Source organism: Simiduia curdlanivorans (assembly GCF_030409605.1).
Lineage (GTDB): Bacteria > Pseudomonadota > Gammaproteobacteria > Pseudomonadales > Cellvibrionaceae > Simiduia > Simiduia curdlanivorans.
This window is the reverse complement of the sequence record NZ_JAUFQG010000004.1, coordinates 718,305-737,847: the sequence shown is the minus strand read 5'-3', so window position 1 is coordinate 737,847 and position 19,543 is coordinate 718,305. Positions and strand designations below refer to the sequence as shown.

General features: G+C 49.7%; 17 protein-coding genes and 1 tRNA gene. 6 read left to right on the top strand and 12 right to left on the bottom strand.

All coding sequences use genetic code 11. The features are described from left to right. Nucleotides 1-90: 90 nt before the first annotated feature. Together QWY82_RS03415 and QWY82_RS03410 are read left to right on the top strand one after the other, a co-directional pair. On the top strand, nucleotides 91-531 hold the full coding sequence (locus QWY82_RS03415) for a DUF2147 domain-containing protein (protein ID WP_290259918.1): 441 nt from the start codon (nucleotides 91-93) through the stop codon (nucleotides 529-531). Nucleotides 532-728: 197 nt separating this feature from the next. Beyond that, nucleotides 729-2,219, top strand: a complete 1,491-nt coding sequence (locus QWY82_RS03410; RefSeq protein WP_290259917.1) for a S10 family peptidase — start codon at nucleotides 729-731, stop codon at nucleotides 2,217-2,219. A gap of 988 nt (nucleotides 2,220-3,207) precedes the next feature. On the opposite strand, the gene QWY82_RS03405 is transcribed toward QWY82_RS03410, so the two are convergent. After that, nucleotides 3,208-3,705: an FAD-binding oxidoreductase gene (locus QWY82_RS03405; RefSeq protein ID WP_290259915.1), complete on the bottom strand. Its 498-nt coding sequence runs from the start codon at nucleotides 3,703-3,705 to the stop codon at nucleotides 3,208-3,210. Between the two features lie 27 nt (nucleotides 3,706-3,732). Between QWY82_RS03405 and QWY82_RS03400 the strand changes: the two genes are divergently transcribed. Then, a complete protein-coding gene (locus QWY82_RS03400; protein WP_290259913.1) occupies nucleotides 3,733-5,145 on the top strand; it encodes a flavin monoamine oxidase family protein in 1,413 nt (470 codons plus the stop codon). Nucleotides 5,146-5,501: 356 nt separating this feature from the next. On the opposite strand, the gene QWY82_RS03395 is transcribed toward QWY82_RS03400, so the two are convergent. Together QWY82_RS03395 and QWY82_RS03390 are read right to left on the bottom strand one after the other, a co-directional pair. Then, nucleotides 5,502-5,912 carry a PEP-CTERM sorting domain-containing protein gene (locus QWY82_RS03395; protein ID WP_290259911.1) on the bottom strand — a complete coding sequence of 137 codons (411 nt, stop codon included), beginning with the start codon at nucleotides 5,910-5,912 and terminating at the stop codon, nucleotides 5,502-5,504. A gap of 147 nt (nucleotides 5,913-6,059) precedes the next feature. Next, nucleotides 6,060-7,097 carry an AraC family transcriptional regulator gene (locus QWY82_RS03390; protein WP_290259908.1) on the bottom strand — a complete coding sequence of 346 codons (1,038 nt, stop codon included), beginning with the start codon at nucleotides 7,095-7,097 and terminating at the stop codon, nucleotides 6,060-6,062. Nucleotides 7,098-7,226: 129 nt separating this feature from the next. On the opposite strand from QWY82_RS03390, the gene QWY82_RS03385 reads away from it, so the two are divergent. Then, on the top strand, nucleotides 7,227-8,375 hold the full coding sequence (locus QWY82_RS03385; RefSeq protein WP_290259906.1) for an alkane 1-monooxygenase: 1,149 nt from the start codon (nucleotides 7,227-7,229) through the stop codon (nucleotides 8,373-8,375). Nucleotides 8,376-8,486: 111 nt separating this feature from the next. Here QWY82_RS03385 and QWY82_RS03380 read toward each other — a convergent pair whose 3' ends face one another. The 4 genes from QWY82_RS03380 to QWY82_RS03365 all read right to left on the bottom strand — a co-directional run bounded on the left by QWY82_RS03380 (nucleotide 8,487) and on the right by QWY82_RS03365 (nucleotide 10,909). Beyond that, nucleotides 8,487-9,047 (bottom strand): pyridoxamine 5'-phosphate oxidase family protein, encoded by a 561-nt coding sequence (locus QWY82_RS03380; protein ID WP_290259905.1) that lies wholly within the window; start codon nucleotides 9,045-9,047, stop codon nucleotides 8,487-8,489. A 113-nt stretch (nucleotides 9,048-9,160) separates the two neighbouring features. Further along, the gene (locus QWY82_RS03375; RefSeq protein ID WP_290259903.1) at nucleotides 9,161-9,526 is read right to left on the bottom strand and encodes a DUF1304 domain-containing protein; all 366 of its coding nucleotides are present in this window, start codon (nucleotides 9,524-9,526) and stop codon (nucleotides 9,161-9,163) included. A gap of 77 nt (nucleotides 9,527-9,603) precedes the next feature. Continuing rightward, complete coding sequence (locus QWY82_RS03370) at nucleotides 9,604-10,221, bottom strand: DUF1294 domain-containing protein (RefSeq protein ID WP_290259901.1); 618 nt, start codon at nucleotides 10,219-10,221, stop codon at nucleotides 9,604-9,606. 22 nt (nucleotides 10,222-10,243) lie between these two features. After that, entirely contained in the window at nucleotides 10,244-10,909 is a 666-nt protein-coding gene (locus tag QWY82_RS03365) for a phytanoyl-CoA dioxygenase family protein (protein WP_290259899.1), read from the bottom strand. Nucleotides 10,910-11,233: 324 nt separating this feature from the next. Between QWY82_RS03365 and QWY82_RS03360 the strand changes: the two genes are divergently transcribed. Further along, nucleotides 11,234-12,121: a hypothetical protein gene (locus QWY82_RS03360; RefSeq protein ID WP_290259897.1), complete on the top strand. Its 888-nt coding sequence runs from the start codon at nucleotides 11,234-11,236 to the stop codon at nucleotides 12,119-12,121. A 2,464-nt stretch (nucleotides 12,122-14,585) separates the two neighbouring features. Here QWY82_RS03360 and QWY82_RS03355 read toward each other — a convergent pair. After that, nucleotides 14,586-14,661, bottom strand: a tRNA-Phe gene (locus QWY82_RS03355). A 153-nt stretch (nucleotides 14,662-14,814) separates the two neighbouring features. Here QWY82_RS03355 and QWY82_RS03350 point away from each other — a divergent pair. After that, the gene (locus tag QWY82_RS03350; protein ID WP_290259894.1) at nucleotides 14,815-15,144 is read left to right on the top strand and encodes a type 1 pili tip component; all 330 of its coding nucleotides are present in this window, start codon (nucleotides 14,815-14,817) and stop codon (nucleotides 15,142-15,144) included. Between the two features lie 14 nt (nucleotides 15,145-15,158). Here the strand turns inward: QWY82_RS03350 and QWY82_RS03345 are convergent, their stop codons facing one another. Genes QWY82_RS03345 through QWY82_RS03330 form a run of 4 tightly spaced genes read right to left on the bottom strand, consistent with a single transcriptional unit; the run spans nucleotide 15,159 to nucleotide 19,406 of the window. Then, nucleotides 15,159-15,434, bottom strand: a complete 276-nt coding sequence (locus QWY82_RS03345) for an oxidative damage protection protein (protein ID WP_290259892.1) — start codon at nucleotides 15,432-15,434, stop codon at nucleotides 15,159-15,161. Between the two features lie 33 nt (nucleotides 15,435-15,467). Beyond that, nucleotides 15,468-16,244, bottom strand: coding sequence for a substrate-binding periplasmic protein (locus QWY82_RS03340; protein WP_290259890.1), 777 nt, complete (start codon nucleotides 16,242-16,244; stop codon nucleotides 15,468-15,470). Further along, nucleotides 16,238-17,305: an A/G-specific adenine glycosylase gene (gene mutY / locus QWY82_RS03335; protein ID WP_290259887.1), complete on the bottom strand. Its 1,068-nt coding sequence runs from the start codon at nucleotides 17,303-17,305 to the stop codon at nucleotides 16,238-16,240. Before mutY ends, QWY82_RS03340 begins: the two co-directional genes overlap by 7 nt. Continuing rightward, nucleotides 17,292-19,406 carry an AsmA family protein gene (locus tag QWY82_RS03330; RefSeq protein WP_290259885.1) on the bottom strand — a complete coding sequence of 705 codons (2,115 nt, stop codon included), beginning with the start codon at nucleotides 19,404-19,406 and terminating at the stop codon, nucleotides 17,292-17,294. The genes mutY and QWY82_RS03330 overlap by 14 nt, the downstream gene beginning before the upstream one ends. Nucleotides 19,407-19,543: the final 137 nt, after the last annotated feature.

The following is a 19,543-nucleotide window of genomic DNA, read 5'->3' as shown; positions in this document are numbered from 1 at the left end:
GCAACAAACGAGGCGACTTTAGGGTCGCCTTTTTTGTGTTTGTTAAATTGTAATTGGCTAAGATCTACGACTTTTTAACGGGAGCATAGTATGAAAACTATCTACGCACTGATCGCGGCACTGCTTTGGTCTTGCGCGGTACTCGGGGCTGAGGAAATGTCGCCTGTGGGTTTATGGCAAACCTTTGGCGAGGCCAACGGAAAGCCGAAGAGCCTGATCGAAATAAGCCTGAACAATGGCGCTCTGCAGGGCAAGATTCTCGAGTTGTATGAGCCCGAGGTCGCCAATCCCGTGTGTGACAAATGCGACGGCGATAAGAAAAATCAACCGATCATTGGTTTGGCATTTCTCTGGGGGTTGAAGCCAGATGGCGCGCGCTGGCGCGATGGGCATATTCTCGACCCCGAAAATGGCAAAGTCTACAGCGCCAGTGCCGAGCTAAAAGCACAGGGGCAGCAATTGGAGGTGCGCGGCTTTATAGGCTTTTCTTTTGTTGGCCGCTCGCAGATTTGGCAGCGCTATCAGCCTTAGCTTAGCACTTCGTGATGCACTTTTTGCCGTTAAGTTAAGATACTAAAGGCGATTTTCCGTCGTCTGTCGAGCAAAGGCTTAGGACAATTAGAACTTTTTCAGTTAATAGCGACTATTGAAGCATTTTTCGGGACATTCGTCTAAAGTTGAACCATTGTTATCTTTCTTAATGTGTACCAACATTCTTGGGTGTTCCTATGACTAAATTGCTTATTACATTTTTTCTTTCCTTGCTCGTTGCGACGACATGGGCAGAGGAAAAAGGCCAAGATGAACCCATCGATTTATTTCCTGAAGAAATTCAAAAAATCACCGAGCATAAAGTGACTATCGCCGGAAAAACCCTGAGCTATCAAGCCACGGCGGGCATTTCCTTTGTCTATAACGACGCGCACGAAAAAATTGGCTCCATTTACTACACAGCCTACGTAAAAAAAGGTGAGAAGCCGGGTTCTCGGCCAATCACTTTCGCCTATAACGGCGGCCCAGGCTCTGCATCTGTTTGGCTGCATATGGGCACGCTTGGCCCCAAGCGCGTGCTATTTGGCGATGAAGGTTTTCCCACGCCGCCGCCCTACCAAGTAGTGGATAACGAATATTCCATCTTAGATAAAACAGATTTAGTGTTTATCGACCCAGTGGGTACCGGCTACTCCCGCGTGGGCGGCGAAGGCAAGGCGGAAGATTTTCACGGAGTGTGGGAAGACATTAAAAGTGTGTCCGAATTTATTCGCCTTTATATGACGCGCAACGAGCGTTGGAGCTCGCCCAAATATTTGATTGGTGAAAGTTACGGCACCTTGCGCTCGGCCGGTGTTGCCCATCACATGAGTGAAAAGATGGGTGTGTACTTCAACGGCGTGATGCTGATATCCAGCGTCTTAAATTACGCTATAGAAAACGACCCCAATGATCCCACCCAAGTGATGTCGCCGCTAACCTTGTTGCCCGCTTATACCGCCACAGCTTGGTATCACAACAAGCTCAACAGTGATTTACAAAAAGACCTCGTGAAAACCGTGCAGCTGGCGCGCGACTTTGCGCTTGGTGAATATGCACAAGTTTTGATGCAGGGCGATTGGGCAACGCAAGCGCAAAAAGACCAAGTCATTAAAAAATTGTCGGCCTTTACCGGCTTATCTGAACAGTATGTGCGCGAGCAGAATATGCGCATTAGCCTGAACGAATTTGTTCACAATCTATTGCGGGCAGATGGCAAAACCGTGGGCCGTTTGGATAGCCGTTTTGTCACTGAAGAATTGGATGCGCTAGATCAGCCTGGCTATCGCGACCCATCTTATATGGCGATACATGGGCCTTATACCGCCGCCATTATGGATTATTTGCGCTCTGATCTAAAATTTGAGAGCGATCTTACCTATCACATACTTGGCGGTGGTGTGAAATCTTGGAACTACGAAGACTTTGCCGAGGATATGTTCGACATGAGCCGCAAGCTAAGGCACGCCATGTTGCGCAACCCGGATATGCGTGTTTTTGTTGCCAACGGCTACTATGATTTAGCGACGCCTTTCTTTGCCACCGAGTTTAACTTTTCGCACATGGGGCTGCCGGCGTCACTGCAAGATAATGTCACCATGGCCTACTACGAGTCGGGTCACATGATGTACATTCGAAAACATGATTTGAAAAAACTAAAATCTGATTTGGCTGCGTTTATTCGTTAACTCAATTAAGTTGTCGCTCAACCTCTGTGCGCGAATCGCACAGAGTTGGCGCGAGACTATTGTATGAAATCTTGTGTTTCATAATAAATATTTCTTTCAATAACAATTGCAACAGTTTTACCGTCGGCCATAAAAACCTGCGCTTGTTGGCTGGGGAATCTTAAATCTGGACCCTTGTGCCTTTCACTATAGGATATTTCACAAAGGCTTTCGCAGATGAGTGGGCTATCAACTTTTGCTATATAGTCTTGATCCGGTGCGGCGCTAATTTTATAGATAATGAAGGCGCTGTCGCCTTGACCTAGCTGCCAAAATTGGGCCTGTTTACGCAGCGCTTGTTTCGCGTCCAGTGGCTGGTAAATGATAGGTTTTTGTACGCTGAGGGCAACATCCGATAGTGCCTTTTTACCACCTCTTTCGAAGTGCCCTTTATAAACATCCGCTATTATCTCGGATTGAAAGCTCGACGAGCCAGGTGCTAGATTCGCAAGTGGGAAAGCCTTAGGTGCGATAGTGATTAAGCCCTTGTAGTTTTCTCTTAATTTGTCGAAATGGCGTTTGTGGTCGGAATGAAGAATTTCTACAGCGGCAACAATTTGGCGATCATGAGGGGGGGTGGTATAACCCTAGATGGGAAATGTAGAGCTGTTGCGTACCAAACAGAACCATGCCGTGCACGGCCGTCGTGTTGTGTTCGTCGTGCACAGGGTTAACGGATGAACTCGGGGATTGTGCAAACGCAGCGTAGGCAAACAGCGCGCTGGATAAGATGACGTATAGCCCTAAGTATTGCCTTTTGTTTCGCATATTGCGCCTGTGAAATGTAGTTGTATTCGAAGTCTATCGCATGATATCAAGCCGAGCTGGTATTTCATGGCCCGCTCACTAATTGCTAACAGAAGGCAACAAGTGCGCGCGTTAGGTTGCCAGTAGGTGTAATAGTTGCGTTAAAAAACGCGAGCGCTAGGAAGAGTAAAACCAAACGCGTTTAGGGTGTTGGCTCTTGAGTTGGTTGTAGGTAAGCAGGCAAGTCGATGTTTGTAGGCCAACCTTTTTGTATGTCTCGTATTTCTGTGGCGCTCAGTTCTTGGTAACCCCGTAAATAGGGCCAGCCAAAGCCCCAGCGGAAGCTTGTAGGCCAGAAGGGAGAGCCGCCAAGATTTACCCCCGCCAGCATCAACCAACTTATTGTGGTTTCACCTTTGCTCGCCACGCACGCCCGCAGGGTTTGATCGGCATTGTCGCGCTGATCAAGAGTGCCTCCTGCCCAGTAAGCTGCATCATGTGCTTGGCAGCAATCCAGCCAAAGCTCCTCTTGATGGGTCGAGCCGTTGGGAAACATGCTGCAGCCGTCGCTGGTAAAGGGTTGCAATCCAGCTGTTTGCGCCTGCAGATTGGCAATAAATAGTAGAGGAATTGCATATCGAAGAACGTGCGGCATTCGCTGATAGTTACCAGAACTGCTATATTTTTCTAATAAGGCCATACAATTGTTCCCTAGGCAAGAATCAGCATGTCAAAACCTTTCGATTCGCCACAACCCTTGTGTCATTACGACGTCGTTATTGTTGGCGCTGGTTTTTCTGGGCTATATGCTGCTCGTATCTTAGCGCGTAAATACTCAATCTTGCTTTTAGAGGCGAGCGAGCAAGTGGGTGGCCGGGTGCGCAACCACCAGTTTGCCAATGGCGATGTGGTGGACATCGGTGGCCAGTGGCTGGGTCCAGGCCAAGATCGCATGTACAAGCTGGCGGGCGAAGCGAAACGCAGCATCTTTCCCTTGTATAACCGCGGCGACAATTTGTTTTTACTTGGCACCAAGAAAACTCGCTACCAAGGCACCATTCCAAAAATAGGCCCGGTGGCATTAGCCGATCTCGGCCAGTTGTTGGCGCGATTTGAAGGCATGGCGCGGCAAATAGACCCGCAGCGACCCTGGGCTCACCCAAAAGCTCAGCGCTGGGATTCTCAAACCCTACACTCTTGGGTGCAGCGCAACAGTTTGACTAAAACCGCGCGGCAGGTTTTTAACATCGGTATTGGTGCCGTTTTTGCCGGTGAAGCGCGCGATATGTCGCTACTACACGCACTTTTTTATGCGTCGAGCGGCGAAAGTATGGAGCACCTTTTAAGCGTCACCGGTGGTGCGCAACAAGATCGTGTTCACGGCGGCACTTGGTCCATCTGTTATGAAATGGCGCAGCAGCTAGGTGAACGCTGCCTACTCGATGCGGCGGTAAAAAAAATCGATCAACACGCCGATGGCGTTAGCCTATGTTATGAACAAAATGGTGTGATGGCCTGCGTGTCGGCGCGCAAAATTATTATGGCAATACCACCGAACCAGATAAATCGCATCAGTTTTAACCCACCTTTACCGGCTTGGCGCGATCAATTGTTTCAGCGCATGCCCTCTGGCAGTTGCATAAAATATGTTGCTCGCTACGAGCACGCATTCTGGCGAGATGAACAATTGTCGGGCCAAGTGGCCAGCACCAATGGCCCCGTTCACGTGGTGTTTGATAATGGTGAAAAAGGCAAAGATGCGGGCCTGCTCATGGGCTTTGTCGATGGCGACACGGCGCGCGCTTGGTCGGCTAAATCAGCCCAGTGGCGGCAAGAACAAGTACTCGCCTGTTTTGTGCGTTTCTTTGGCGAAAATGCAAAAAATCCCGCGGAGTTTGTTGAAAAAAATTGGTCCGAAGAACCCTACATTCGCGGTTGTTATGCCGCACACATGACTCCAGGCGCCTGGACTGGTGGCGGCGATAAACTGCGCAGCCCTGAGTTGAATGTACATTGGGCTGGAACTGAAATGGCGACCGAATGGTACGGCTATATGGAAGGTGCGTTAGAGGCCGCCGAGCGCGCTAGCGCCGAGGTGCATTCATTGCTGAGCCGCCATTTAGAGCGGACAATAAAATAACCCTGTGCGTCACCTTTGCCTGTAAATACGCGCTGGCGCAAAAAAATCGTCGCGCCAAGGCCGGTGATGAACCTGCCATGCAGCCATCGAGGTGCAAAACCCCGAACTAACGACGACGTATATATGCGCGCTTAGGGTCTCTACGCCTGTTGGGCACTAGCAGTTTGATGCTGCGAGGTTAACGCCTAAGGCCTCGCAGTTTTGATTCACCGGCCCATCGCTGGCCTGTAATAGTGAGTTGGTGTCAACGCTATATAGCGCACTAGGGCCGAATACTTTGCTGCGCCATTGAGGTCTGAGCACTACTAGGCCCTCCAGCTTTCAAGTGCTAGTGGATACGCTGCCAGCTGTAGGTTTTAGTCAGTTCTAGTCTGTCGGCGCGACTTTCTGCGTTGATTGGCAAAGCGCACGTGACGCGCTACGAATACCAGTAAGATGCCTGCGCCAAATAATAAGAGTGTGCCGGGCTCTGGCAGCGGCCAAGGCACTTGTGATTCAGTTGGTTGCCAATATTGGCTGGAAAGCGGCAGCGGGTTTGCGGAAGCAGGGAGTGACTGCTGAGCTAGCAACGGGTCTTGCACGGGTAAAATTGATAGCCAAAAAAGCGGCTTTACTGCGGCGCTGTTAGTGGCAACGGCTTCAGCCACAATGCCGCGCAACGGCTGTTGCGTTGCCGAAGACACGCCGAGAGTGTCGTCCGTCGAGTCAATGACATCGGCGCGGGCGAGGGAGTGCACGACGAGTAATGTGATTAGTAGATGGCGCACGTTTAAGCCAAAAGCATTAGTCAGCCTTGAGATTAGCACCAAACATCTGTGCTGACCACCGTCTCACTCGACCTGTTCGCTGTGCGCTAAATTTTAGCTGCGTTTTCTGGGCAAGATTCGGCTGAGTGTATGAGCGAAAAAATGCTTTCAAGGTGATTTCTTCAGTGTTGGCCTGTAGCCTGCGCGAAATCGAGAGGGCGTGGTGCTGGTCCAGCGTTGGAAGGTGCGGGAAAAATTAGAGGTGTCTTCATAGCCTAATTTTTCCGCAACTTGCTCAATAGATAGGTCTGTTTCTATTAAATAATAACTGGCTAAGGTTTGACGAATATCTTCGATGAGGCGCGTGTAGCTAGTGTTTTCCTTGGCCAGCTTTCGAATCAGCGTACTTTTTGACACGCACAATTGCACCGCTACCGCATCTAAAGTGGGAAAGGGGTGTGAGGGGTCGAGAATAATACGCTCGATCTTTGTAATAAACCCTTGATGATGTATTTGTCGCTCTAAAAGGTTCTGGCATTCAATGTCGGCTAAACGGTAGGCTTTTGCGTCGGCCATTATATTGTTGGTCGATAAAGCCTCGATAGAAAAAATAATAGCGCTTTGCTTGCATGAAAATTGAACGGGACAATCAAAGTGTTGAGCATAGCGGTCGGCGTAAGCTGGCGCGCTATAGGCTAATTCCAAGCGCAGCCCGGTGATAGGCCGAGCGAATATAAGCCGCAATATGCCAAGCGTAATCACCATAAAAGCTTCGAGAAACACTTCGCGAATAAGCGCTATGTCGCCCTCTTCCTGCACCAAGAGCCGAACTTCTTTACCGTCTTGGCAGAGCTGTAAGCGCAGTAACTGGGTTCTTAGGGGTATATATTTTACTAGCGCATTCAGCGCCGTAGAAAAATTGGCACTGGAAGCCATTAAATAGCCTAGGGGGCCGTGATGGGTCGAGGCAATTTTGGCGCCTAGTGCCAACCCCAGCCACTGCTTGCCGGTGCGCGCGCGGGCAAAATCGATAAGCCTTTGAAAGGCAAAAATCGATACTAAATCGTCGCCTTGGTTCATAAAGGTCAACGGCAACTGTGCCGCTTTTAATGACTCCTCAACGACAATGCCTTCTTGCAACAGCTCATTGCAAAGAATTTTAATGTAGAGGCTGTGTACCGAAAGTCGATGTCTATTTATATCCATAAAAATCGAGTTTACTCAAAGTGACACCAAATGACGAATTGTTGGCTGTGTGTGCGGTGTCTGGCTGGCGTTAATCCAGTTAGATTAGGCGTCATCGAGATTTTAATCTATGACACACAGGCTGCTTGTATGAAATACTTTATTCCAACGACCGCCGCCGCGGAAACAGAACCACGCTACTATATAGACCACAAACGCCATTGGTGGCTGGCATCATTGTTTGTACCTCTGGTCACCGTACTCGGCCCTTTGCTCTACCTCATTGAGCCAAACACTTGGTTGCTCGCTTTACCCTTTCTGATTTTTTACGGATGCGTACCCTTGCTCGATTACTGGGTAGGCGAGGATGATTCGAACCCGCCGGAATCTGTTGTACCTCAGTTGGAATCAGACCCCTATTATCGAGCCATCACTATCGCGTTGGTGCCAGTGATTTGGGTTTCATTTTTGTTCTCCGCCTGGTTTATTGGCAGCCAAGATCTGCGCTGGTTTGAGGTTTTGATGGTGTCGTTATCCTCTGGGCTAATATGTGGCTTCGGCATTAACCTAGCCCATGAAATGGGGCATAAGACCCATTGGCTCAGCAGCAACTTAGCCAAAACCGTGTTAGCCCTCAGTGCTTATGGGCATTTTACTATCGAGCATAACCGGGGCCATCATCGTTTTGCTGCAACTAAGGAAGACCCTGCATCGGCGCGAATGGGTGAATCAATATACCAATTTGTACAGCGGGAGATACCCCAATGCTTTTTGCGTGCGTGGCATTTAGAAACAAAACGCATCGCGAAGAAAGGTCATAGACCCTGGAGCTTAGCCAATGAGATTATTCAATGCGCCTTAATCTCCGTAGTGCTATATGCCAGTCTGCTCATCGCCTTTGGTTCGATAATGCTGGTTTACCTCGCCGTGGTCATAAGTTTTAGCGCCTTCCAATTGACCTCGGCAAACTACATTGAGCACTACGGTTTACTGCGCCAGAAAAACCAAACAGGTCGTTACGAACCGGTGCAGCCCAAGCATTCGTGGAACAGTAATCACAAGGTCTCTAATTGGTTGTTGTTTCACTTACAGCGTCACTCAGATCACCACGCAAATCCGACTCGCGCCTATCAAAGTTTGAGAACCTTTGACTCAGCACCGCAATTGCCGAGCGGCTATTTTGGTATGTACATTCTGGCTTATATACCGCCACTCTGGCGTAGAATCATGGACCCAAAGGTGATGGTGTGGGCCGGTGGCGATGTTGATAGAGTAAATCGATTGGGTGGCTCAGCATAGTCAGCCGCACCGCGTTTAGGCACTCGTGAAATTAAAAACCCTAAGTGGTTAAATAGCAATCGCTTAGGGTTTTATAAGCGTCTAAGTTTTACTTATGTAAACGTTAGATTTTTACTGTGGTGCCGAGCTTTTTAATAAAATATGGGTGGCTTCGCCATCCAGACTTACCTGATTCTTTTTCTCCCAGTAGTTTTTTATTCCCTCGTCCCCTTGTTTGCTCGCCCAGTCTGAGAGAAGTTCTCTATCGCCAACATAATCGTAAAAGGGTACAGCCATACCGCAAGAGGTTTGCACCAGCTCTATGGAAAGATCAAAAATTTGTCGGGCCCCGGGTAGGGGTTTGAATAAGCTGTAGAGCTCTGGCCACTCTGGATCGCCTTGGTGGATGACCCGGGCTGTACCATACAGGCGTAAAATCATCGGGTTACCTTCGAAGGCCATAAACATAATGGTCATGCGCGGGCAGGTTTGCACATGGGCGGCGGTTTCGTTGCCGCTGCCGGTCACGTTAAGCCAAATAGCGCGGTTTGACCCAAGGATACGGATGGAATCCATGCCCTTGGGTGAAATATTAACCTTACTGTTTTCAGTCGCCGTGCCAACAAAAAATACCTTTTGCGCGGCAATGAAGTTGATATGTTTGTCTGAAAGCGCGTTGAATTGTTGGCCCATATCTATCGTCCTTAAGTAAAGCAGTCCATGGATTCACAATGAATTAAAATTCGGCAGGCCAAGGCTTATTAGCAGGCCGCAGAATGTTTTTTGTGTAGTGGGACCGGATGGTATTAGGATAGCTCCACGAGGGCAAGTAGGCATAGGGCACAAATTGCTGGCAGCGCCTGAATGAAAAATATTTTCCGGCTCACACTCATAGCGCCATGGAGCCCAGCCACTACAATACAGCTGAGGAAAAAAAGTTTAAAGTCTGTGCCATTGCTGCCTTGTAGCAATCCAAGAATTAATCCGGCGGCCAAAAAACCGTTGTACAGGCCTTGGTTGGCGGCAAGTACTTTCGTTGTAGTGGCTTGCGCTTTGGATTGTCCGAAAACCTTGAGCCCTAGGGGCTTATCCCAAAAAAACATTTCCAGTGCTAAAAAGTACAGATGCAGTAGGGCGACAAAGGCGACAAGGATATTGGCAAGTAGCAACATGGGCGTTATCTCTGGTAGTTATACGAAAAAACCGCTTTTGAACCTAACATTCTTGCAGCGATGCTCGGCCATGATTATTAACCGATGGCGCCGACGAGCCAAGCAAGAAACGCTTGTCCATTCGGCGTGAGCAGCCACCAGAAACCCGCAATGTTTAATAAAACCGTTAGCCAATAAACGAATCTAAAGCCGAGCTTCTTAGTCTTGTGCTGAAATATCTGTTGCGCAAAGGCGGCTCCGGGCCAACCACCTAACAGCGCGAGCATGTGTAGTGACCGCTCCTGTGTTCTCCATGCGCCACTTTTGGCCGCCGCCTTATCGGTGATATACAGCGTAAAGGTTAAACAATTAATGGCGAGGTAAAGCCAGAGTATGGCAATGGGCATTTTCAGGCGGAGGGCTGAGTAAGACACCGCAAAGGTAAATAGAATGGCCAATGCCACGGAAAGATTGCCGGAAAAATGAGAGTGGGCTGTAGGCTTCCTATCGTTCAGCCGAGCAACATTTTTACCACAGGGGCGGCCCGCGCCATCTGTCGATAAGGTGAAAGTGACAGCCTGACCTGCTTGTGGCGTATTGCTTGCATCCAAGAAATCAGAAATATGCACAAAAATATCTTTGCCACCGTACTTCGGCTGAACGAAGCCAAAACCTTTGGTTAAATTCCAAGAAATGAGTTTTCCCGAGTGGTCCATATGTACCTCGTAACAGAAATCGCTAAGCCCAAGTTACGCCTGCCGGTAATTCCGCGGCGCTGTATTCCAAATGCAAAACACGTCGGGTTGTTGGAATATGCGCCTTACTGGATGCGTGCAAAATAAGTGGTCGCATCGCCAATGCTGAAGCTCTCGGAGCCTCGATAGTTATGGCATCGCGCGTTGCCAGGAACTGATCAATTTGCTCTTGGTTAAGTATGCCACGGTTGTGACTCCCCGGAATCAGCTTTAAAGCTCCGTTTGCTGCCGTAGATTCATCGAGATGAACTCTAAGGGCGATCATATTATCGAGCACGTGGGAGGGTGGTTGTACGCAATGTGCGCCGTCTTTTAAGCTCCAGGGTCCCCAGCCAGACTTGTTAAATCTAGATGATAGCGCAATTGTTTTATCTTGATGCCAAGTGACAAGCCAGTTTTTCCCCGGCCGCTTATTAAAAAGGATGGCTCTAGCTAGCTGCGGTTGTCCGGAAAGAAATCTTTCGGCGCACTTAATTACTCTACTTGACTGAGCAAATGCCAGAATCGTTCTGAATTTCTTCTCAGCATTTCTGATGCCGCCGCCTTTTTCGCTGAGCAGTGCCGCCTTTGTCTCTTCCAAAATGGCGGTTAATTCGCTTTGGAAAATGAAGTTTTCTATGAGGTCATAGCCTAGGTCGTTAGTCGTCATAAGGGTCAGCGTACTAATATTATTAAACTGCTAAATTGTCGATTCTATATTGTAATAGCCATCTTTAGGCAGCTGAAACCTATGTGATATAAAACTTTTTGTAGCCGTACAGAGGCTACATTAGAAGTACAATTTCGCCTTCGCTATCGATTTTGCGCTAGTTATGACTTCTTAAGCCATAATTTTAAGTCTTTTGCTTGGTGTTATCGTGTTGGCAGTTGTTATACGCTGATTTCGCTAGGTAGGAAGATTTGTCTAAGGTCGCATACCATTGTGCGGCGGAATCTAAGTATGGCCGACAGCAGGCACAGTGGGGATAATCAAATGAAGTTGCACTCGCACCAAGGTGTTAAATATTCAAGTGATTTTTTTGACGAAGACATCATCGGTCTGCTGCTCAAGCCGAGCGCAGAAGTTGCTAAAATGCCCGCTTCAGTGGACCTAGACCTAGCGGCTCAGCTAGCCGGTGTTGAGGTAAGTGAAGCGACCGCATTTACCGCTGCCTGGGATGAAGTGGCCAGTGATCCAGAGCTGTCCGAAGCGTTAAAGCATGCGAGCTATACGAAAGAAAAAGGCCTATCTGAGTTTCAATCGAACCTGTCAAAAGCACTACCTGCGTCAATGCAAAAGCAACTTAATCAGAATTTGCGCGTTGACTATAAAGTGGTTTCAGAGAATGATTCCCTGGTTCACTATGTCGACGGTGAGGTGGCGCTGGAGATTCCGCTGTCAGTCGATTCAGCCCAGAAGGCATCAAGTAATGGCGAGGCCGCGCTTAATGCGATTTTTATCGTCATCGATTGCTTCTGCATAGCCGCTGCTATCGCCAGCATTAATGTCCATGTCAATAAATCAAAGATAGCAAAAAGCCTTAAAAGCCCGTTAAAACGATTCATCGCCACGCTATTTAATGCAAAAAATGTTAGGGAGTTAGAGCGTTTAAAGAAGGCCGGTGACAACTGGCTTTTGATTCAGCGGATTCTATCGAGCCTGCGCGGCACTGCAAACTTGCGAGTTCTCGTCACGACTTTCTTCAGCGCCATGTCGCGATTTGAAAAAGCCGTTGCCGTTGTGCAATTCTTGGCATCCTTGGCGCTAATGATTGCCACCGCCGGCGGCAGTTATGGTGCAAAACTCGCCCAACTCGGTGCCGCCGTCACCCTGCTATTGGCCGATGTTGCGGCCTTTGTGATAAGCGTAAGAAAAAGCTAAGGCTTGAGCTAAGAACTGCCACGAGTTTCTTTCCTTAACTAAACGCAAGGTCAGGGATGATCATGCCGTTTCTTGCAACCCAAGCTAGACCTTCTTGGCACTTATTCGTTACAAACTTGCTCTACCATCGACAATCAGCCTCATGCTTTATTAGCGAATGTAAACGGCCGCGTCATATGCCGATGTTTCGCCACATCTGGCCGATTACCCAGCCAAACCGCCGGCCGATAAGGGCATCCTAGGCGCTGATCTTAAACTCAACCTAAATCAATAGACCCAACGCGGCTTCTAGCGTTATTGATCCAGATTGGCGACTCTTCTTTCATCGAGGCAAAGGATATGCGAACTATTGTGGGAGTTTTGGCGTTAGCGGCGATTGTTTTGACGGCTCAGCTGGTAAGCCCGACATTAGCGAGGCAGGGCTCTGGTTATCCAGTTGCGCTGCCCTACGGCGAGCTGTCCCCAGAGGTACGTTTGCTAATGGGCCGCTTATGTAATGATAAGGTTGATCCTAAGAGTTCGATTGTCGGTAACAAAGAAATCGGTGTTGGATCGTATCGAGATGATATTGCGCGAATGATGAAGTTCAGTTTTGATGCAAATATAATGCACCCTTAGGTCACGCAGCGTTTTAGGCTTCCTTTGATATCATGCAAACTAAGATGTGCTATAAAGTCGCTATGAATATCACTTCGTCTTTCCCATTCTAAAAAGCGGACTAATTGACCGTAGTATCGCAGCGACATCCACGCTAAGTATCCACATCTGACGTCGGCGCTTTTTGGTCTGCAATTTGAATATCAAGCTGAGTGACGGTGTTGCAGGAATTATTGAAAAAGTTATTAGGCCCTAAAAATGGCAAATTCAAATAATAGGAAAACCTGTCAATGGCAGCCGAGACGTACAGAGGGGTTTTCTGCAGCTTAATTCAGCAATCGAAAAATGACTAGGTTAGGTGTGCGTTGATGCCCCAGTTTCTAATAGGCTTGTTTAAGTTTTTAAGCGCTGCTTACTAAGTTCTTGAATCGACTTTCAAACTGAGTTGCGCTATACATTTATTGCTTCGGGTTCCTTGATACCGGCATGCCGATTTGGTGGCACACTTTGGAATTCAAGTCCTTAACCAATTACGGTAGAAAAAGGGTAAGGCTCAATAACGCAGCCAATGAGGGCGAACGAAGCGTAGTGTAGGCCGTCCAGTGCAATGCGTTTGATAGCGCTTGGCCTTGTTAAAAGTTTTCACTTGCGAAGTACCAGTTTAATAATTGATATGGCCTCTGATAGAGAAATACCTTTTTGACTACACAAGACAGAACCAAGCAATGAAAGCGCTATTGCTGCTGCAAGAAAATATGGCGCGTTGGATTTACCAAACCAGCTTAACCAAAGTGCTGATACAAGGCATAGAAGGCTAAAAAGGAAAACAACAAAAATTGCAAAAGAAAGGTGGTCTTTAAGAGTCACGGCTGCCCCCATTATGACAGATGTCCGTCCTCCATGACGCCCGTATGCGCCCTCGTAGCGCATATATGTAAATTCTTGACTGAGTTTACCTATGTAAAACTCTATTGGTCAATATCCTGACTTTTAAGAGTGTCAATCTACATATCCAGCTTGGAACTAATGTCCCATTCTGATTGTTGCCAATAAAGTCAGTAAGTTATCACACTACAACTTCTCCAGCCGCAAAAATCACGGCTTTGATCCATATTTCCCTGGATGTATAAATTTTTGGTTCTGTTTAAATACCCCTGTGATACGCGGGACTTTGCGCGGAATTTCGCACGTAACTTATGAGCCAGCTCACCCCGCTATTTCACAAGCCACAGGGAAGTGGCGCTAGCGAGTCAATGCAGGGAAGCATTGATTGAGCGGTGAAATAGTGGGGTGGGTTGGCCGTGCGATTTGGGTTGAATTGTTGCGAGTTCGCGGGATGTGAAATGTCTTGGTGGTATCTAGTGCGACTATCAAGTTCATCGTTTGCTGGTTTTTTGAAATTTCAAGTCAGTGATGGGTTCACTGCCGATGTATTTAGCGGGATGGGTGAAGAGGAGTGGTAGTGAATTTGGGCAGTCAGGGGCGGACTAATTGATAGGATAATTAATTTGGACAGCTATTCTGCCCCGTAGGGGTGAGCAACGAGGACGTTGCGAATCAATATCAAAGCAGCCTAGGGGCTGTTTTGACCCCTTGGGGGGTGCACTAACGCCTTCCTTGGCGTTTTTTCATCCGCATCAGATCGCCATATAAAAAGCCCCGTCGGATGGAGTGGGAGTTGAGAGTAATGGGTGGTGTTTGAAGTGGCGGAAGAATCAAAGCAGCCTAGGGGCTGTTTTGACCCCTTTGGGGCTGCGCTGGCGCTTGTTTAAAATGCTGGACGCATTTTGTCGAACCAGGCGGTGCTTCTCATCCGCCTCTGGGCACCAAATAAAAAAGCCCCGTCCGAGGACGAGGCTTTTGTATATGGTGCCCAGAGGCGGAATCGAACCACCGACACGCGGATTTTCAATCCGCTGCTCTACCGACTGAGCTATCTGGGCAACCCCGCTTTCGCAGGAGGCGCGTATTAAACCCGCTAGGCGGGGGTGAGTCAAGACCTTGGCGGGGCTTTTTTTGGTTTTAATTCAGGTATTTGCGACCTTGAAACGTCTCATATAAGTGACACCGGTGAGTTAACGAATTGGAGCCGAATTATGAAGGTACGCGAGCTGCTAACAGAATGGTCATCAACCACCGAGCGCTGGAATGGCGAGGTGAGTTACACCCTAAAATTACCCCTGAAGGATGCGGCGCGGTTGGAGGCTTTGGCGGCGCTCTACCCGGCGGTGGACAAGCAAACTCTGATTAACCAGCTGCTGCACGCGGCCTTGGAAGAGATTGAATCCACCATGCCCTATATTGAGGGGCCAAAAGTGGTTGGGCACGACGAAATGGGCGATCCGATGTTTGAGGACGTGGGCTTAACGCCGGAGTACTTGCGCTTACGCGCCAGCTTCGCCGAGAAATTCAGCAAGGCTGGCTGAAGCTCGCTTTCCGCCTAGTTACTTTCCGGGGGCACGTAGCCTTCGGCGGCATCGTAGTCTTCACCGGAGAGGAATTTATCCATCTGCTCGGTTAAATAGGCGCGGGCGGTTAAATCCATCAGGCTCAAATGCTTTTCATTGATGAGCATGGTTTGATGTTTGAGCCACTCCTGCCACGCTTGCTTTGAGATATTGCTGTACAGGTCTTGGCCTTTGGCACCGGGATAGGGTGGCTGATCGAGGCCTTCCATTTCTTTTTTATACTTCCGACAAAATACCTGACGCGCCATGGCGATTTCCTTGCTGAATCAATGGCGGCTATTTTAACGTACTTCGGCTTGGCCGGGGTGAAAGTCTGGGATGTGGTTTTGGCCTATATACGCAGCCAACTTGCCCTGCCGCCGCAGTTCGATGATTTGGCGGCTCACCTCGAGCGCGAGATGCCGGCCCAGCTGGTTATCGTGAAACACATAACAGAGTGATCTATCCAATACGGGGTGACTGATGTCGACACTGGGCATCGGCCCGCCTTCCGACTTCACAATTTGAGCCACTTCTTCCAAGTTTGCCACAATGGCATCTAACCGACCGCTATTGAGCATACGCACGGTTTGCCGTTGGCTGGTGGTCCAGATCAGTTCCATGCCCTCGCCGGCCTTACCCTCTATGTCGTAGGCGTAGCCGCGCACTAAGCCGACTTTTTTGCCCTTTAGCGCCGCGTAGTCGCTGATACTGGGCGAGTTGGGCGGCGTTAAAATATAGCGAATAACTCTGGCAAAGGGCACCGAGTGAAGATTGGGCACGCCGACATTGGCATCGCAAAAATCAGGCATCAGGGCTTGCGCCCTGCCGGCAATAAAATTCTGCTGTGCGCGTAAGGGTGGCGAAATCGTTGTATTAATTGCGCTTTCGAATGTAGCGCTAAGTGCTTCAATAATTTCCTGGTGCGCCTCGTACATAGGGCCGGTTTTGTTTTCTTCGATGTACACGGGAATGGTCATCAGCGAAAAATTAATCGGAGCACTCGGTTGCGTGAGTGCCTGCGCTTGGCAAGACAATGACCAAGCAAGTGCGAAAAGAAGGTAAAAAATATTTAACAAAGCGGTGTCGCATCCACAAGTTGTTGTAACAGTTTTTTAACCGGTGCGGCTAAACCCAAGCTGCCGGGATGGGCCGGGTTAACCCAGCGCTGGCCGGATTCTTGGACGCCCGTTGGCATGTGGGCCAGCTCAATCAGCACCGGGTTGATGTCTAGGTGATAGTGGCTAAAAGTGTGGCGCCAGCTATCCCAAGTGACCGGTGTACCTGCACAAGCATAGCGGCTCTGGGCAAAATCTCTTGCGCACGCCGCTATGGATAATTCGGGAAAGCTCCAGAGCCCGCCCCAGATGCCGCTAGCGGGGCGCTGCTCTAGCAATATTTCACCCTGGGGGTTGCGTAGCATGATTAGCTGAACCTGCTTTTCTGGCAGGGTTTTGCGTGGCTTTTTGCCCGGTAGTTCGGCGGTGCGACCGGTGCCGAAGGCGACGCAGCCGCCCATGAGTGGGCAGGTTTCGCAGGCGGGTTTACTGCGGGTGCAGAGGGTCGCCCCTAAATCCATCATGGCTTGGGTGTAATCGGCGTTGCGCTCGTTTGGTGTGGCCGCTTCCGCCAGCGCCCATAAAGCGTTCAGGGTTTGGGTTTGGCCCGGCCAGCCGTCCACGCCGTGGTAGCGCGCCAGCACGCGTTTTACGTTGCCATCTAAAATGGCGGCGCGATCGCCAAAGGCGATGGAGCTTATGGCGCCGGCCGTGGAGCGGCCGACGCCCGACAGTTCGGTTAAGGCCTCGACACTGCGCGGAAATTCGCCATTATGTTGTTGCACCACATGCTTTGCTGCCTTGTGCAAATTGCGCGCGCGCGCGTAGTAGCCCAGCCCGGTCCACAAATGCAGCACCTCATCGATAGGCGCTAGCGCTAGCTCGCGCACCGTGGGAAAACGGGCCATAAAGCGCTCGAAATAGGGAATCACGGTGCTAACTTGGGTTTGTTGCAACATAATTTCAGACACCCATACGCGGTAGGCGTTGATATTTTTTTGCCAGGGTAAATGCTTGCGACCGTGCTGATCAAACCAGGTCAGCACGGTGTTGGCGAAAACCGCCGGTTTAGTTTTTGTCATCGGTTTTCTTTTTATTGCCGCCGAGTAAACCCTTGAGCAAATTATTTAACTCGGGGTTATCTTTGAGTTGTTTATCCAGTTCTTTATTGAGTTTGGATTTCACTTCGTCGCCATACAGCTTCTCTAAAACCGCCATGTCCGGCGCGCAAGAGCGCGCATTTAATTTGGCGAAACTGTCTTTGCAGCGAATGGGAATGTCCATGTTCAACAATTTTTTGTTGGCAATCGGGCAGTTCAATAATTTATTGGCGGCCTCGTCTACGCGTAGATTAAATTTAAAATCCAGCGCGCCTTTGTTGAGGTCGACCATACCCAGCCCGGCTAATACCATGGATTCCACGCCGGAGTTTAAGCTATTGATGGTGAGTTTTTGATTGGCGAATTGCATGCTGGAGGTTAATGTTTTTAACTTTGTTGAATCGGTCCAGGCAATTTGTGGCATCTCTTGCCGCTGCGCCAACATCGCCAACTCACACAGACTTTTTTCGAGGTTCATGTTGTGCAGCAGCATTTGCTGGCTGGTTAATTGAATGTCGGCTTTCATGCTTTCTGTTAACGCGGTACTGGTGCGCCCGCTTGCCATGCCGGTAACCTGAACCCCGCCAATGCCCGAGACTAACTGCTCGACGTCGAAGTCGGCCAACAATTTTTCCAGCGGCATTTTACTGCCCGTGGCTTTAAAGTTGAGGCTTGCCACTGAGGGTCGGGCATCAAATACAGCGCTGGCATTGAGCGGGCCATCGTGCAACAGCGCGTCAAAAGCGCTCAGGTTAATCAACCCGTCTTTGGCGGCAACCCTGGCTTTAACTTGGGTCAGGTCAAGGCCTTTAACCGACAGCTTATTGAAGCCCGCGAGTAAGTTCAGATTCAAAGCGCGCAGCGTTTCGAGCGGCAGGGCGTCATCGGCTGCTGCGTTAGCGCCTCGGGGCGCGGTTTTGGTTTTGCCGCTGCTGCCCTGTGCGGTAGCTTCTGGCGGCGCCAAATAATGATCTAAGTTAATGCTGTCGCCCTGCACGTCGATGTTGAGCGCGAGCGCGGCGAAGTCGGTAATGGCAACTTTGCCTTTGATTGCCGAGCTATCCACTTGCAGCGTAAGCGGTTCAAAGGTGATGGCCTTATCCGTGCCTTGAAAGGGCGAGCTGAGTGCGACATGGTGCAGTGCCTCGGCGTCCGCCATGGGCGGCAGTGGTGTGCCGAGGGCAATCATTAACTTCTGCAGGTTCGTGGGTGCGAGTGCCAGATCACCGCTATAGCTCAAGCCGGAGTCACTGGCGCGGCCCAAGAGGATTTTGCTGTTGAGTTCCAGTTCCACCTCGGCACTGCTGCCGCCCTGAACCAATTGCGTGGGTGCTTTGAGCTTTTCGATAATAATTTGATCGAGTTTGGCCGGCACTTTTAGATCCAGTGTGGCGCGGGTGTTACCTTTTAGCGTGGCCGCTTCGGGCCGCACCAGATTAAATTGGCTGCTCAAATTCACCGGGAAGGCATCACCGTTTAATTTGAGTTGCGACAACTCGGCATTCAATTCAGTGAGATCTAATTGCAAACCTTCGGCCGTGTAATAACTCAACTGGCTGTCCACCAAGGCGAGCTGATCGAGTTGCAGATTTTTCTCTAGATCGAAAGGCGGCCTTTCGCTCACGGTTTTGGCGCCCATGTGATCGGTGCTGCGGGCAACGGCAAAACGTAGCTGGGGCGTTGCATCTGCACTTGCTATCTGACCCAAGCTTTGCCAGTTGCCCTTGCCGGCGCTATCGACCCGCAAGTTGACCTTAGCACCGGTGAGGCGAATGCCGTCGATCACCACGTTTTGATTGAGCAGGGGTTTAATTTGTAGCGCTAGTGCAAAGCTATCGATGCTGGCGATCACGGCATCGGGCTTTTGCGGCGCGGCAACGGAGACTTTCTCGGCCTGTATGGCCAAGCGCGGCCAGAGCTGCCAGCCTAGGTCGCCGTCTATTTTCAGGCTGACGTTATGGCGCGCCGCGGCGTCGATAATTTGCGGCTTGTATTGGTTCGGGTCAAAGGTGAGCACCAGTACTACCAGCGCCGCCACAAGCAGTAAAATAAGCACCAGCAAAATTTTCAATGCACGTAGCACGATAGCCTCCAAGACGGTCCGATTTGGGCGCAGTGTAACCTACTGTCACGATAGAACAATGATGCACCGCTAGGCTTGCCCACTAAACTCGGCAGGGCTGAATTTTTTTGTCTAAATTGTTTTCTCCCACGGCGAAT